Origin of the sequence: Tissierella simiarum (assembly GCF_018917865.1) — a bacterium.
Classification (GTDB): domain Bacteria; phylum Bacillota; class Clostridia; order Tissierellales; family Tissierellaceae; genus Tissierella_C; species Tissierella_C simiarum.
Window position 1 is genome coordinate 296401 of sequence record NZ_JAHLPM010000001.1, and the last position, 14230, is coordinate 310630.

Annotated in this window: 13 protein-coding genes; 1 reads left to right on the plus strand and 12 read right to left on the minus strand. The window is 27.3% G+C overall.

The genetic code is table 11. From position 1 onward, the window contains the following. Window positions 1–26: 26 nt before the first annotated feature. The 12 genes from KQI42_RS01485 to KQI42_RS01540 form a co-directional block, all read right to left on the minus strand. The gene (locus tag KQI42_RS01485) at window positions 27–998 is read right to left on the minus strand and encodes a 2-hydroxyacid dehydrogenase (protein WP_216516025.1); all 972 of its coding nucleotides are present in this window, start codon (window positions 996–998) and stop codon (window positions 27–29) included. Between the two features lie 47 nt (window positions 999–1045). After that, a complete protein-coding gene (locus KQI42_RS01490) occupies window positions 1046–1744 on the minus strand; it encodes a WbqC family protein (protein ID WP_216516027.1) in 699 nt (232 codons plus the stop codon). A 1-nt stretch (window position 1745) separates the two neighbouring features. Next, entirely contained in the window at window positions 1746–4007 is a 2262-nt protein-coding gene (locus tag KQI42_RS01495) for a glycosyltransferase family 4 protein (RefSeq protein ID WP_216516029.1), read from the minus strand. Window positions 4008–4487: 480 nt separating this feature from the next. Then, entirely contained in the window at window positions 4488–5768 is a 1281-nt protein-coding gene (locus KQI42_RS01500) for a motility associated factor glycosyltransferase family protein (protein ID WP_216516031.1), read from the minus strand. 24 nt (window positions 5769–5792) lie between these two features. Then, window positions 5793–6770: a hypothetical protein gene (locus KQI42_RS01505; protein ID WP_216516032.1), complete on the minus strand. Its 978-nt coding sequence runs from the start codon at window positions 6768–6770 to the stop codon at window positions 5793–5795. Next, window positions 6767–7783: a pseudaminic acid synthase gene (gene pseI, locus KQI42_RS01510; RefSeq protein ID WP_216516034.1), complete on the minus strand. Its 1017-nt coding sequence runs from the start codon at window positions 7781–7783 to the stop codon at window positions 6767–6769. Before pseI ends, KQI42_RS01505 begins: the two co-directional genes overlap by 4 nt. 15 nt (window positions 7784–7798) lie before the next feature. Then, the gene (locus KQI42_RS01515; RefSeq protein WP_216516036.1) at window positions 7799–8260 is read right to left on the minus strand and encodes a GNAT family N-acetyltransferase; all 462 of its coding nucleotides are present in this window, start codon (window positions 8258–8260) and stop codon (window positions 7799–7801) included. 27 nt (window positions 8261–8287) lie between these two features. After that, window positions 8288–9019, minus strand: a complete 732-nt coding sequence (locus tag KQI42_RS01520; protein WP_216516038.1) for a cytidylyltransferase domain-containing protein — start codon at window positions 9017–9019, stop codon at window positions 8288–8290. Window positions 9020–9029: 10 nt separating this feature from the next. Next, complete coding sequence (gene pseC / locus KQI42_RS01525; RefSeq protein ID WP_216516040.1) at window positions 9030–10220, minus strand: UDP-4-amino-4,6-dideoxy-N-acetyl-beta-L-altrosamine transaminase; 1191 nt, start codon at window positions 10218–10220, stop codon at window positions 9030–9032. A gap of 31 nt (window positions 10221–10251) precedes the next feature. After that, entirely contained in the window at window positions 10252–11313 is a 1062-nt protein-coding gene (gene pseB / locus KQI42_RS01530) for a UDP-N-acetylglucosamine 4,6-dehydratase (inverting) (protein ID WP_216516042.1), read from the minus strand. A 14-nt stretch (window positions 11314–11327) separates the two neighbouring features. Continuing rightward, the gene (locus tag KQI42_RS01535; protein ID WP_216516045.1) at window positions 11328–13187 is read right to left on the minus strand and encodes a motility associated factor glycosyltransferase family protein; all 1860 of its coding nucleotides are present in this window, start codon (window positions 13185–13187) and stop codon (window positions 11328–11330) included. After that, window positions 13174–13800 (minus strand): hypothetical protein, encoded by a 627-nt coding sequence (locus tag KQI42_RS01540; protein WP_216516047.1) that lies wholly within the window; start codon window positions 13798–13800, stop codon window positions 13174–13176. Before KQI42_RS01540 ends, KQI42_RS01535 begins: the two co-directional genes overlap by 14 nt. A gap of 204 nt (window positions 13801–14004) precedes the next feature. Between KQI42_RS01540 and KQI42_RS21180 the strand changes: the two genes are divergently transcribed. After that, entirely contained in the window at window positions 14005–14139 is a 135-nt protein-coding gene (locus KQI42_RS21180) for a hypothetical protein (RefSeq protein ID WP_281420239.1), read from the plus strand. The last annotated feature ends 91 nt before the right edge of the window (window positions 14140–14230 follow it).

Genomic DNA, 14230 nt, shown 5'->3' on the forward strand with positions numbered 1-14230 from the left:
ATTATCCTTCCTTATATAAAAATATTTTAAATTTGTAACCTCTTACTTTCAATCATTTCCATTTTTCCCTCTTCAAAAAATTTAATGTTTATTAATGCTTCTCTCATCATCCTCCTAAAGGCTTCCAAGGTTACCCCTCCTATATGAGGAGTAAGAACTACATTTTCAAGACCTAATAAAGGATTGTTTTTAGATAATGGTTCTTCCGAAAAAACATCCAATCCGGCCCCTCTTATATGCCCCGTTCTTAAAGCATTTATTAATTCCTCCTCAACAATTAGACGTCCTCTGGAGGTATTTATTATGATAGATCCTGGTTTCATTGCAGTAATCTCTTTTATTCCAATCATACCTTCAGTTTCTGAATTTAATGGACAATGTAAACTCAATATATCTACTTCTTTCAAAAGTTCTGTTAAATGCCTATAATCGATATTTAACTCTTTTTCTTTAGCAGCAATTAACCTTGAAGGTTTATAGTATAACACTTTTACTCCGAATACTTTTAACATTTTAGCTACTTCAATTCCGATATTACCCAATCCGACAAGTCCAACTGTTTTATTATATAACTCATTACATTCGACTCCAAGTTCTTGTTTAAACCAATTTCCCATCCTAATGCTAGAATCTGCTAAAGGAAGGTGACGAAGTACTGAAAGAATTAACATTATAGTATGTTCAGCTACACTTCTAGAATTAACACCTTGATTTACATAAACAGGTATACCTTTTTCCTTAATTACTTCTATATTAAGCATATCAATTCCAACACCTGTCCTTTGAATCATCTTTAAATTAGCAGCAGCATTTATTACCTGTTCATCTATTGGTATTCGCCCACTTACTAAAAGATAGTCAGCTTTACTTGCTTTCTCAATCAATTCTTCTTTACACGATTTATCTAATAATATAAGATCAAATCCTGGGGGTATCTCTTTCTCCATGATGAAAAGTGGGTTATTGCTATAGTGATTTGTTAATAAAATAGTTGGCATATTCTATCTCCCTATCCTTAATTCTAAATTTTTCTACCTAATATTTCTTATAATAACTCGTATTGTTCTAACATTTTTTTTATATCTTCTTTAGAATTAAACATCATCAAATCTATGATGGATAAATTTGGCACAAATTCATCATTAAATTGCTTATAATTAATTCTTTCTGTTTTCAAAAATTTAAGCTTAATATTTTGAGATTCGAAATCTTCATATGAATATAATTCTTGTCCTCCTATTGCATTATAATATTCATCTACACCAAGTATCTTACAAATTTCCAATATTTTATCTTGACCCTTCAAATCATTATTCTTATTTATTGTAGATGAAACAATCAATTCAGTATTTATTGATAAATACTCGCAAATCTGCTTTATAGAATATTCTAAGTATCCTATTAATTTTTGTTCTTCTTTATTAATAATTTTCTCAACAATAGGATAAGCACTAGAAAAATACGGTGCCTTTTTATAGCAACTTTCTAAAGTTCTTAATAACTTTTTATTATGTTTTTTATCACCTAATAATTCTACTTCATTGATCAATTTATTTTGACTTGCACCATACATCTGAATGTTTATTATTTTTGCTTTTCCATTCATCAAAATTCTATTTCTATTTATCCAACCACGTTTCATAAAATTCACATCATCATATATTACATATTTATCTACTGCATTCATCAGCTGCCAATATCCTATATAAGGTAAAAAATATGGTTGCATAATTGCTAATTTCATTTTATCCCTCTTTTTTTTCTACTTTATTTCTAAAATTAAAAATAGCTTTGTTAAAATAAAGCCATAGTTGTTCCATGTACTCATCTCGTTTAGATAGATACATATTAAATCTTTCTTGCATAATCATACCTTTGATTTCTCTATAGTCTTTATTAGTATACATCTTGTACATTTCTTTTTCTAAATCACTCAATTCATATCCACAAGTATTTTCAAATCCAACATAATTTATAGAATCGGAATGATTAGATGATATTACAATTGGAAGTCCTTTATACATAGCCCTATTAATACTGCCACCTCCAGTAGTTCTTATAGGGTTTAAATATATATCACAGATTTCATAAAGTGCAAATAAATCATATTCATAGTTAATCTTAATTACTTTTTTTAAAAATACACTGTAATATTTATTCTTTAAATAAGGTAATTGACAATTACCAACTAATATCCATTTTACTTCATCTTTGTCTTTCATAAATTCTACTACCATATCAATAAATTCGTTGCTTATTTCTCCATCTAATCTATTACCAACTGTAACCATTACAAAGTCTTTATCACTAATACCAAATTCCGGTCTTTTATATTTTGATTTTATATCTTCATTTTTGCTTACTGCAGGATTAAGTTGACTGGTTATAGGATTATATTCATAAACATTATTCATATCAATTAGATTACATTTTTCATTTTCTTTGATAACTGCTAACTTATTTCTTTCTAAGTATATATGTGATGGAATAGTAAAATTAAAATCATTATACGACATATATACAACCGGATAATAATCAATAAGACTCATCACAGATAATGAAATAGGAGTATTGTAAAAAATAACATTTGGTCTAAAATCTTCAATTCTTTTAATTGTTTTACTAAGTTTCTCGCTTCTACTTGTATTATTATCTGAGTAATAAATATCAACATCGTAATTAAGTAACTCAGCTTTATGCATTAATTTACAATCAATAGATTCTGTCGATGTATAAAAATATGGCATTAACTTTTCCACTCTCTTACAATATAAATTGTCCTCGACTATTATACTAATCTCAACATCTGAATATTTATTTTTTATACTCTTTACAAAATTTATTGTCCATCTTGTTGGTGAATGGTACATACTTAAAAGTTGATCAGTTACGATAGCAATTCTTTTTATATCGTTTTCTCCAATTCTTCCATTATCCAAGCATAATTTAGTTTTATTATTTTTGGCTAATTTATCAATTATCTTTCTTCTATCAATTTCATAACTATCGTGTTTTTTTAAGTTTTCATTAGTATGATAAAACATAAGATTTGCGACTATTTCATAATGATATTCAATATATTCTTCATCTTCTAATAATGTTTTCATCATAAACTCTGTTAATTTTTCATTTTCTCCGTGTATCATAACCAATAGTGAAGAAATGTATATTTTTTCTTTAAAATCTGCATCATGATTATTCATATATGAAAACAAATATTCAAAAATTTCTTCTTGATATTGTTTTTTATCTTTTTTTAAACCTTTATAAATCAACAACAATAAATCAGTAAATATTTGTTGCTTTGATTTATAAAAATAAACTGTTAGATATGGAATTATATAGATACATTCCAGTATTTCCTGTAAAAAGCAATTACTAATTTTTAATTCTTTTTTGTTTGTTTTAGATACATTTATCGTTTCAATATCTTTTATACTATCTATTTCAAAATTGTACTCATATTCATTAAATATATATTTTTTAGATATACTTTTTTTATCTGTTTCACACTTAATAAAATCATATTTATTTAAGCTATTAAAATAGATAAAATTATTATCTTGAATTAAAAAATCAATTATTCTATTATAGTTAGTAAAGTTAATGTTTAGATATATTCTTCCATTAATAGTTTCTTCTTTAACCTCATTAAATTCAGATAAGTTATGAAAAAAGTCAAAATGTCTATTTTTTGAATGAAAATAATTCTTATCATCTTCATCTATAAAGTATATAAAATCATCTACTACAGAATTGTAACATCTATACCATGAAAATATTAAATCCCTTGAATTTGATAATACAACTACTTTATTTACATTATCATGCTGATTTTTATAAAATTCCACCAGCTGTGGCAAATCATCCATTGAGAAATATTCATCTTCTTTAATATTATCTAAGAGATACATGGCATATTTATTCTCAGCAAATTTATCTATTATTTTATTAAATTCATTAACATTATCTAAGTCATTTAAAAAAACTAATAAAATATTATCCAATCTACATTACCTCCATTAAAATAACCCAATCCTATAGAATATTATCGACAAATTTAGATCTTTCTTTAAACAGTCTATTCTAACAACTTTTCTTGGATAATTTTATTTTCTATATAGAACCATCATTTCATCTATCCAACTATATTTAAACTAGTTATACCATTGAATACGATATATATTTTCCTAGTTATACAGTATTCTAATTAAGTAGAAAGTAATTAATTTGATTACAATACTCTTAGTTAAGTAAATAAAGGAAATTCCACATTGAATATCTCATAAAACTATGGGTAAATCTATTCTTTCATATTGCTTTTATAAAACCATTATTGCAATAGTATCTCAAAGTAAAATATACAAACAACTGTAGATTTCTTTATCTACGAATACTATTCACTAAGTGGGTAATTCATAAATAAAAAAACAACTAAATCTATTTAAATCTAGTCACCCTTTTTTTACTATTATCTACTTAATAATTCATTTATTAACCTTACAAACTATATCCCTTAGCTTAATAACCTTAGTTCCCATAATCCTTGCTCCACCTTCAGTTGCATCTATAAACTCTATATCATTTTCTTTAGCAATTCTATTTTGTATCCATCTTAGATAAATATATAGATTTTTTGATGTCTGTATACTATTTCCATTGATGTCCTCTACATTTCTTAAACGCTTACTCTCTATTATATCTTTTGAAAAAGTATCCTTGGAATGAGTCTTATTATCTGTAAACGCAAGGTCTTGTCCTACGAATATTATAGGATTACATCCCATTCTAATAGCTATATCTAATCCAGTGGTAGCTACAGATCCCCCAGTCTTCACTAATAGGTGATTATTATCCTTTGCATACTCCTCTGCAGCTAAATATCCTTCTTGTAATGCTATATACTTAAGTCCTTTATATTTCAGCATTACATTTTTATCACAAGTAGACAATACTATGATAGGAACATCTATATCTAATCCTTTTAGTTGCATATCATAGAGAAAATCAGATGGATCAGTAATTATTATATAATCTGGTATAATGTTAGCTGACAATAATGGCCGTACAGCTCTTCCTACAGATAAAATTATTCCGTTATCCTGAACTTTAGCTAGTTCATGAATATTTTTATCCAAAGATGGACCTGCAGCAACTAAATATAAAGGTTTATTTTTAAGTTTATTAAACAAAGTATCCACATTACTATCAAAATTTTTAATATTTACTTTAAAATTCTCATCTAAAATACTTTGGTATGTAGCTATAGTATCTTGTTTCATCATAAATTCTTCAAATAAATATTTAAGCTCTATGAACTCTTTTGGAATAATATTAAGTGAAGGTCTATGGATTGCTATTTTTATATTTTTTATAGATAATATCTTGTTTAGCTTATCATAAAATTTTCTTTCATTTTCCATTACAAACAGTGTAATATTTGGGTTATTTAAAATTCCACTCAAGTTAACATTATTCATTGCTAAGTTTAGTATACTTTTATTACATTCAATTATATATATATGATAATTTTTATTGTTAACTTTTATTAAATTTTCTAATTCATTTATGTGATATCCTAACCCCAAGCCGTAAATTAAATAGTTTTCTATATTCCTATCATATGTTTCTTCTGCAAAGGCCTTAGAATCTATAATGGGATTATATTTGCTGTATAAAAAATATTTTTTGTTATCTACTTCGACTTGAATTGTTGGCATATCTATATGTCTAGTGGTAATTAAAGTTAAATTCATTTTTTCTGGCATATATATTCTCCCATCTTCCAAAAATTAGATTTCCCTAAGCAATATCTTGCTAACTAATAAAGCTCCTTCTCTGTTTACTATATTAAAAATTTCATCATTTTTATATCTTTTATCATATTGTATTTTTTTAATTATTTTATCTAGTAAATGATACTCAATATTTGGATGCTTACCTAAGTATTCAATCCCTATATCGCTTAATTCTTTACATATAAAATCTTGATTGTTAGCTATACTAAATATAATTGGAATGCTTTTTTGTGATAGAATCTCATAAACAGTACTACCTCCAGCAGTGACTACTATTTTTGAAGATAATATATATTCTTTCAAACTAAGTGGTTTATAGATCAATTCTATATTTTCAGTCTTTACATTTTCAATCTCCTTAATATAATTATCTTTATATCCAGGTCCAATAATAATTCTAGTTTTAATACTTAAATCTTTAATTGCATCTATTATTTTTAATACAATCTTATATTCATCCGTACCACCCGTTGTAATTAAAATTCCATTTTTATTTAATGTTCCTTCATTATGTTTATCCCAATATTCTTCTTTCATTATTAAATATTTAGGTCCTAATAACTTTAATTGTCCTTTAATATCTGGATATCTCAACTTTCCAGCATGTATATTTCCATTGTAAATAATATCTGGTATCGATGAATCATATATATCATTGTTATCATCTATGAGCATAAGTTTAGATTTTTCTTTCATCTTTCTAAGATAATCATTCTCTCCTAAGTATGAGTCAAATATAAATAAGCTAATGTTAAGTTTCTCAATTATCGTGTGATCTTTGTCTAAATTATTGCTCATTATAAATTTAAATTCAGTATTACTTATTAAACTTATCAGCTCGTGATTTATTATAAAAGTAATATTAACATCTTTTTCTAATCGTTTAATAGCCTTAGCTAAAGAAAGACACCTATAAAAGTGTCCATATCCTATTCCTTTTCCACCTAGTGTTCTAATTACAACATTTTTCACTCTACAAGACTCCAATCAACAGGTGTCCCTCTTTTAATATCTCTTGATACTCTCCTTCCCAATATTTCATAATAATATCTTGGATGTATTCCATACCCAGGTCTTATTGGTCTCATATTATTTTCAGTTATTATATCTCCTGCTTTGATATCTTCTGTAAAAAATAACGATCTGGAAAAAGCTCTATTTTTTAATACTTTTTCATTAAGATCATAGTTTACTCTACCTAATGCTTTTTCTAGTTTCCTTATCTCTTGTACCATTGATTTGAACTCTTCTATTTCCATTGAGAATTCTGCATCAGGTCCTCCTATGCTTCTATCTAATATTACATGTTTTTCTATAAATTTAGCTCCTAAGGCTACAGCCCCTAAGGCTACTATACTTCCCATAGAATGATCTGACAGTCCTACGCTTACTCCAAATGTTTCCCTCATATTTGGTATCGTGAGTATATTCATATCCTCATATGGTGCTGGATATGAGCTTGTACACTTCAATAATATAATATCATCATTACCCATTTTCTTACATGTATCTACTGCTTCTTTTATTTCTCCTATTGTTGCTATTCCAGCTGATATAATCACTGGCTTTCCTTTTGATGCAATATATTCTATTAGAGGTATGTCCGTTATTTCAAAGGAAGCTATCTTATATGCTGGCGTATTAAGACTTTCTAACAGATCCACCGCTGTTTTATCAAATGGAGAAGAAAAAATTGTAATACCTATTTCCTTTGCATAACTAAAGAGTTCTTTATGCCATTCCCATGGAGTATATGCTTCTTGATACAATTTATATAATGTTGTTCCATCCCATAATGTCCCTTGCTTTATTTTGAAATATTCATTATCGCAATCTATTGTAATTGTATCCGCTGTATACGTTTGAATCTTTACTGCATCTGCTCCTGCTTCTTTGATAGCTTTTATTGTATCTTTAGCTACTTGTATGTCATGCCCATGATTAGCTGATAGTTCTCCTACTATATATACTTTATTATCAAACATAGACTTTTACTCCCTTCATAATTCTTCTTTATTAGAAGAATAAAATATATACATATCTAGTTTTTCTTTCATTATATATTCAGCCTTTATAAAAGCTTTTATTGAAGCTATATTTTCTTTTTTAACTTTGCCTATTAAAAAACTATCTTTGTATTTTTCTTTTACTAATCTTAATAATATTGTTGCATATCCTTTTTCTCTATGCTCTCTTGCAATGCTATAGTTAATTATATAAGTATTATTCTCTAGTTTGTCCAATCTAATTAAACCAACTTTACCATCACAAACTTTAAAAATATACATAATAGAGTCATTTGATTTCATCTTGTCTTTAAACCATTTTATATGATCTTCATATTTTATTGGGTTAGAATTAAATGAATTTAATCTAACATCCTTATCATTAGACCATTGAAATATCAAATCACAATCATTCTCTGTAACATTCACTAATTTATAACTATCAATATTTATCATATTAATTGACCCCTTACATCTTAACTACTAGAATTTTTTCTGTTCTATATGCTCATTTATATTAAACAACTCTGGTTGTCTTTTAAATAATTCTATTATCTCATTGAGATAAAAATCATGTTTTCCCATATATAATTTATCATATATCTTTGCTATCAATTCAAAGTCTTCCTCTGTATCTAATGTCCATCTATGTTTTGAATAATCTATGTCATTTTTATAATAAAATACATTATTACCATTTTCATAGATAAATGGTGTTACATGCTCTCTTTGATATCTTTCAGTAGCTTCTTTATAAGCTACGTCTAGTTGTTTAAATGAAAATACTTCTGTGTCTAATCCCCTTGGATACGTTCGTTGTGTTACATCAGAACCTGCATTAGTTACCAAATCAAACTTATTATTTTTATAAAATATAATAAGTTCATCAACTATATTTGGATCTATTAAAGGACAATCCGAGGTTATTCTTACCACTATATCTCCATTATTCTCCTTAGCTGCATGGTAATATCTAGATAGTACATCTTCTTCAGACCCTCTATAGAATTTAACTCCTAATCTCTTCGACTCTTCTACTATTAAATTATCATCTTCTTTAACAGTTGTTGCTACTATTACTTCATCTATTTCTTTAGCTTGTTTTACTCTAATTATTACATGTTCCAAAACGGTCTTATCCGAAATCTTCTTCATTACTTTTCCTGGAAGTCTTGTTGAACCCATTCTGGCCTGTATAATTGCTACGCTTTTCATATTCTACACACTACCTTCTATAATAATTGATAATCTTATTAAATCCATTGATTACATCTTCCACATCTTCATCACTCATTGCTGGAAATAAAGGCACTGTTAACAATGTATTGTACAACTCCTCAGCCTTAGGACATAATCCCTTTTTATATCCTAATCTTTGATAATATGGGTGCCAATAAACTGGTATATAATGTACATGCACTCCGATATTTTCTCCTATAAGCGCATTATATATTTCTTTTCTATCCACTTTAAGTTTAGGCAAATCAAGTTTTAATACATATAAATGATTTACTGTATCTGAGAAATATGCATTTTTCTGGAGAATTACCCCATCAAGTTCTTTGAAAGCTTCATTATATCTATTTACTATTTCTTTTCTTCTAGCTATAAATTTATTTAACTTTTTCATTTGACTCAGTCCCAATGCTGCTTGAAAATCTGTCATCCTATAATTAAATCCAATATCTAGTTGCTCATAATACCATTCACCACTATTTTTATTTTCAAGTTGATTAATATCTCTAGTAATATTATGAGATCTAAAATTTATTAACTTTGTATAATATTCTTCGTTATTTGTTGTTATTATTCCACCTTCACCAGTTGTTATAGTCTTCACTGGATGAAAACTAAACATAGTCATGTCAGAAAGACTGCCTACTCTAGTTCCCTTATATTTAGTTCCTAAAGAATGAGCCCCATCCTCAATCACTATAATGTCAGTGCCTTTTACTAAATCTTTAATAGCATCTATATCTACTGCTTGTCCCGTATAATCAACTGGAACTATTGCTTTTGTTTTATCAGTAATCTTCATTGCAATTTCATTTACATCTATGTTAAATGTCTCTTCATCTATATCTGCAAATACAGGAGTTCCTCCCATATAAAGAGCACAATTTGCTGATGCTGCAAAAGTTATAGGAGTAGTGATTACTTCATCTCCTGATTTAATACCTGCAGCATAGCAGGCTCCATGTAAAGCAGCAGTGCCATTTGAAAATGATACTGCATATTTGGCACTTACATAATTAGCTATTATTTCTTCAAATTCCTTTACTTTGGGACCAGTTGTTAAAAAGTTAGATTTTAAAACTTCATTTACAGCAAAACAATCTTCATCATCTACATATTGTTTCGCATATGGTAATAGCTTATTTCTTATAGGGGTCCCACCTAAAATTGCTGGTTTCATTTCTTATTCCTCCAGTCTTAATAAACTCTAATTAATCTAAATTTCTAGTCGTTGCTACCTCATTAATGTAGTCATAGTTAAATGGCATCATGTTTAATTTTATTAAAAGGTTTCTTAGTTCATCTATACTCAACCATTCACTATTTGATCCTGAATTATATTCAAATCCTTCTTTAATAGACTTTCCTCCTGGCGTCATATCTCTCTCAGAATTCCACCAGTCAAAACATGGATATATTATATAATGCTTATCATATTCATAGGTCATCCTAGAGTCATCTTTAGTTACCATTACTTCATGTAGCTTTTCTCCCTCTCGAATACCAACTTCTTTTAAGTTACAACTTGGAAACATTGCCTTAGCTAAATCAGTTATTTTAAATGAGGGTATCTTTGAGATATAAGTTTCGCCACCTCTAGATTCTTCTAAGGCCTTAAACACAAGCTCTACTCCCTCCTCTAATGTAATCCAAAACCTTGTCATCCTAAGGTCTGTTATTGGAAGTTCTTTTTCTCCATTTTCAATTAATTCCTTAAAAAAAGGTATTACAGAACCTCTGCTACCAGCTACATTTCCATATCTAACTACCGAAAATATAGTTCCCTTTCCACCTGAATATGCATTTGCTGATATGAATAGTTTATCAGACACTAATTTTGTTCCCCCATATAGATTAATTGGGTTAACTGCTTTGTCAGTGGATAAAGCAACTACTTTTTTGACACCACAATCTAAAGCTGCATCTACTATATTTTGTGCTCCATGTATGTTTGTCTTAATTGCCTCAAAAGGATTGTATTCACAAGCTGGTACTTGTTTCATTGCAGCAGCATGAATTACATAATCCACATTTTTAAATGCCCTATATAGTCTATCTTTGTCTCTTACATCTCCTATAAAAAATCTAAGTTTCGAAAATTGATCTTTAGTTAGTCTAGATGAAAACATTTTTTTTACCACATCTTGCTTAAATTCATCTCTTGAATATATAATTACCCTCGCAGGATTATATCTTTCAAATACCATTTCAATAAATTTCTTACCAAACGAACCTGTCCCACCTGTTATTAAAATAGATTTGTTGTCTAGCACATTTATCCCTCACTTTACTTACTGCAAAATTTATCAATATTTTCTTTCATTTCTTCATATATTGGCTTTATCATTTCTATATCTCTATCACATATATTTATAAAGTTTTTGAAACTTTCTATAATTTTTTTACCTTTTACATAAGGATCTTTTTCTTCATTTAAGCTATCTATACTATCTACTAATATCTTGTATTGCACTCTGTTCATTGGTAATATAAATGTCTTATAGTAATCATTATTCTCAATTTTCCTTAATTCTTTATCTAATTTAATATAGAGATTTTCCGTTTGAGAAAATTTTCTATTGTTTATTGACTTTTCTATTTTATTTAGGATATTATTATAGTCCTTATTTATTTTTAAGGTTCTAATATAAGCTTTATCCATTTTATTAGCTTGATTTTCTAGATAATCTTTATCATAATTTGTTTTACGTGTATTTAGCCAGTCCTCTTCTACTATGCTTTCTTTTAAGTTCATATTAATTATCTTTTTTAATTCTATAAATTCTGTTCCTTCTATATTAGCTCCACCTTTAGTTGTATTTATTACTTTTACGTTAGGAAGTATTCTTATATAGGCCTCCATTTGCTGTCTCATGGAGTTAAAGCCTTCACTAGTTAATATTTCATTACCATAAACATCTTTTACTCTCACACTTTTTTCAATCTCTTCATCAGTAAGATTGTTACTATAGGATATACCTTCTGAATGCTGTTCCCTACCTCTATAAGCCAAGTTCTGTCCTACTAATATAATAGGATTGAACCCTAATTTATATAGTAATTGCATAGTAACCACTGCTATAGTAGATGCATCTTGAACTATATTAAAAATTTTTTCATCCTTATCCTTAAGATAATAATTTGATACCGAGTCTTGGCTAGTTAATATATGATATTTTCTTCCAGGGTAGTCCTCTATAGTCTCAAACCCAACACTAGATCCAAAAATCATCGGAACTTCTACTATATCTTTTTCTTTTATGGTTTTAAATACATTTTGATTAAAGGCACCAGGATCGTATGTAGTTGCAGCATCTGGATATATATTATGATGAATAAGTGTATTTATAGCAGATCCTATACTGAATATATAAGCTAATCCATTTTCTTTAATATATCTAAGATTTTCTATTTCTTCATTTAATGAAGGTCCTGCAGCTACCAATACTGCAGGTTTGTTTTTAAACTCATCTTTTTTTTCTATAATAATATTTGGTGTAGATAATACTTCGCCAAAATTCTTCATACTATTTATTATCCATCTTTTTTGAAATACAAGATTTGTACCTACAGTACTTTTCTTGTCTTTCATAGTTTCTTTAAACAGTTCTATAAACTTTTTATACTTATCAGGAAAAATTTTTATATGGCTATTTAAAGATATCTGTAATATATTTTTATTAGACTTATCTATAAATTGGCTAAAGAAATTTCTAATATCTAATTCATCATCTCCTAATACTATATCTTTTAATTTTGATGACGACATTTTCTTTATGGATTTATAGGATAAATATGCATTCAGAATTTCTGGTATAGGTTCATATATATAATAATTTATATTAGGATATCTCTTAAGAAATAAGTCTACATGATAACCTAAACCTATCCCATAAAAGATTACTGTCGTATCATTAAGAACTTCTTTATATTCATCTAATATGGCTTCTGATTCTCTAATTGGATCATATTTACTATGTAAATATACCTTCTTCCCATCTTTTTCCACATATAAAGTCTTATCACCTTTCTTCGTATCTTCAAACTGAACTAAGTTAACATTAATACTTCCTTCCAGATCTTTGAATTTTCTCCAGGTATAAGGATATGCCTCTTTAAGTATATTTATATTATCAACTAAGACCATCTAAAGCAGCCTCCCTACTAACTAATCCTAATAGATTTTTTGCCATTTCTTTAAATTTTGGTGAAATTTCATATAGTAATATATCAGCTATAGAGATATAATCGTCGTTAGATAGAGCAGCCTCAAAATCTCCTAATATTTCCTTAATTGAAAATATTCCTTCAGCATAAAGATTCCAATTCTCATAATTTAAAACTATATCTTTAAGTCTTTTATCTCGATCTATTGAAGAAAAAGTATCTATTAGCCATCCAATTCCCTCTAACAGATCATTCAAATTTTTCCAAGATTCTCTATTTGGATTTTTATAGAAACTATTAGCTAGCTCATCTATTAAGTTCGGAGTTCTTTCGAGATAATCTAATGTAGAGTTTAATATATCATTTATTAACTCTTTGTATGTTACAGAAACCACTTCTATTTTTTCTATTACTCTAATATTATCTAAAAAATAATCATAATAATTATTAAATACTTCAAAATCGTCTATTATCATATAGCTCAACGTTTTAGATGAATTAGTAATTATATCATCAATCTCAGTAAGTATATTGTCAATTTCATCTTTATTATTTTCATATTCCAAAATTTGATTTTCAATATAAATTTTCAACATAATACCCCCATTCTTTACTCTAAATATATTATCGACAAAATAAGATAATTATTTATATAATATCTCATTCTAATAGATTATAGCAACTAGGTATTTCGACAAAATGATTACCATTATAAGAAATTAATATTCCTATACTGATATCAAACTATTAACTTTTAAATTAAGTGTTCGCAGAACTAATGAATCTATAATAAAATTATGAAAGCCTTCAGAAAAACAGAAAAACATATCATAGCAAACTATAGAGATTATCAAATGACTAATATTAGAAGAAATGTAATAACTAAAGATTTATTAGAAAACAAAATTTTATCGAAATACAGAGAAGTTTAAAAACTTGGTGTATGAAAAATACTGATAACCTTAAATGTTTTATAAAAATCAATCTAAAAAACCAGAGGAAAATCCTCTGGTTTAGTTTGTC

What these genes read in the sequence shown, in the direction of transcription:
- KQI42_RS01485 (WP_216516025.1), bottom strand. Translation starts at nt 998, where the DNA reads ATGCCAACTATTTTATTAACAAATCACTATAGCAATAACCCACTTTTC.
- KQI42_RS01490 (WP_216516027.1), bottom strand. Translation starts at nt 1,744, where the DNA reads ATGAAATTAGCAATTATGCAACCATATTTTTTACCTTATATAGGATAT.
- KQI42_RS01500 (WP_216516031.1), bottom strand. Translation starts at nt 5,768, where the DNA reads ATGCCAGAAAAAATGAATTTAACTTTAATTACCACTAGACATATAGAT.
- pseI (WP_216516034.1), bottom strand. Translation starts at nt 7,783, where the DNA reads ATGTTTGATAATAAAGTATATATAGTAGGAGAACTATCAGCTAATCAT.
- KQI42_RS01515 (WP_216516036.1), bottom strand. Translation starts at nt 8,260, where the DNA reads ATGATAAATATTGATAGTTATAAATTAGTGAATGTTACAGAGAATGAT.
- KQI42_RS01520 (WP_216516038.1), bottom strand. Translation starts at nt 9,019, where the DNA reads ATGAAAAGCGTAGCAATTATACAGGCCAGAATGGGTTCAACAAGACTT.
- pseC (WP_216516040.1), bottom strand. Translation starts at nt 10,220, where the DNA reads ATGAAACCAGCAATTTTAGGTGGGACCCCTATAAGAAATAAGCTATTA.
- KQI42_RS01535 (WP_216516045.1), bottom strand. Translation starts at nt 13,187, where the DNA reads ATGGTCTTAGTTGATAATATAAATATACTTAAAGAGGCATATCCTTAT.
- KQI42_RS21180 (WP_281420239.1), top strand. Translation starts at nt 14,005, where the DNA reads ATGAAAGCCTTCAGAAAAACAGAAAAACATATCATAGCAAACTATAGA.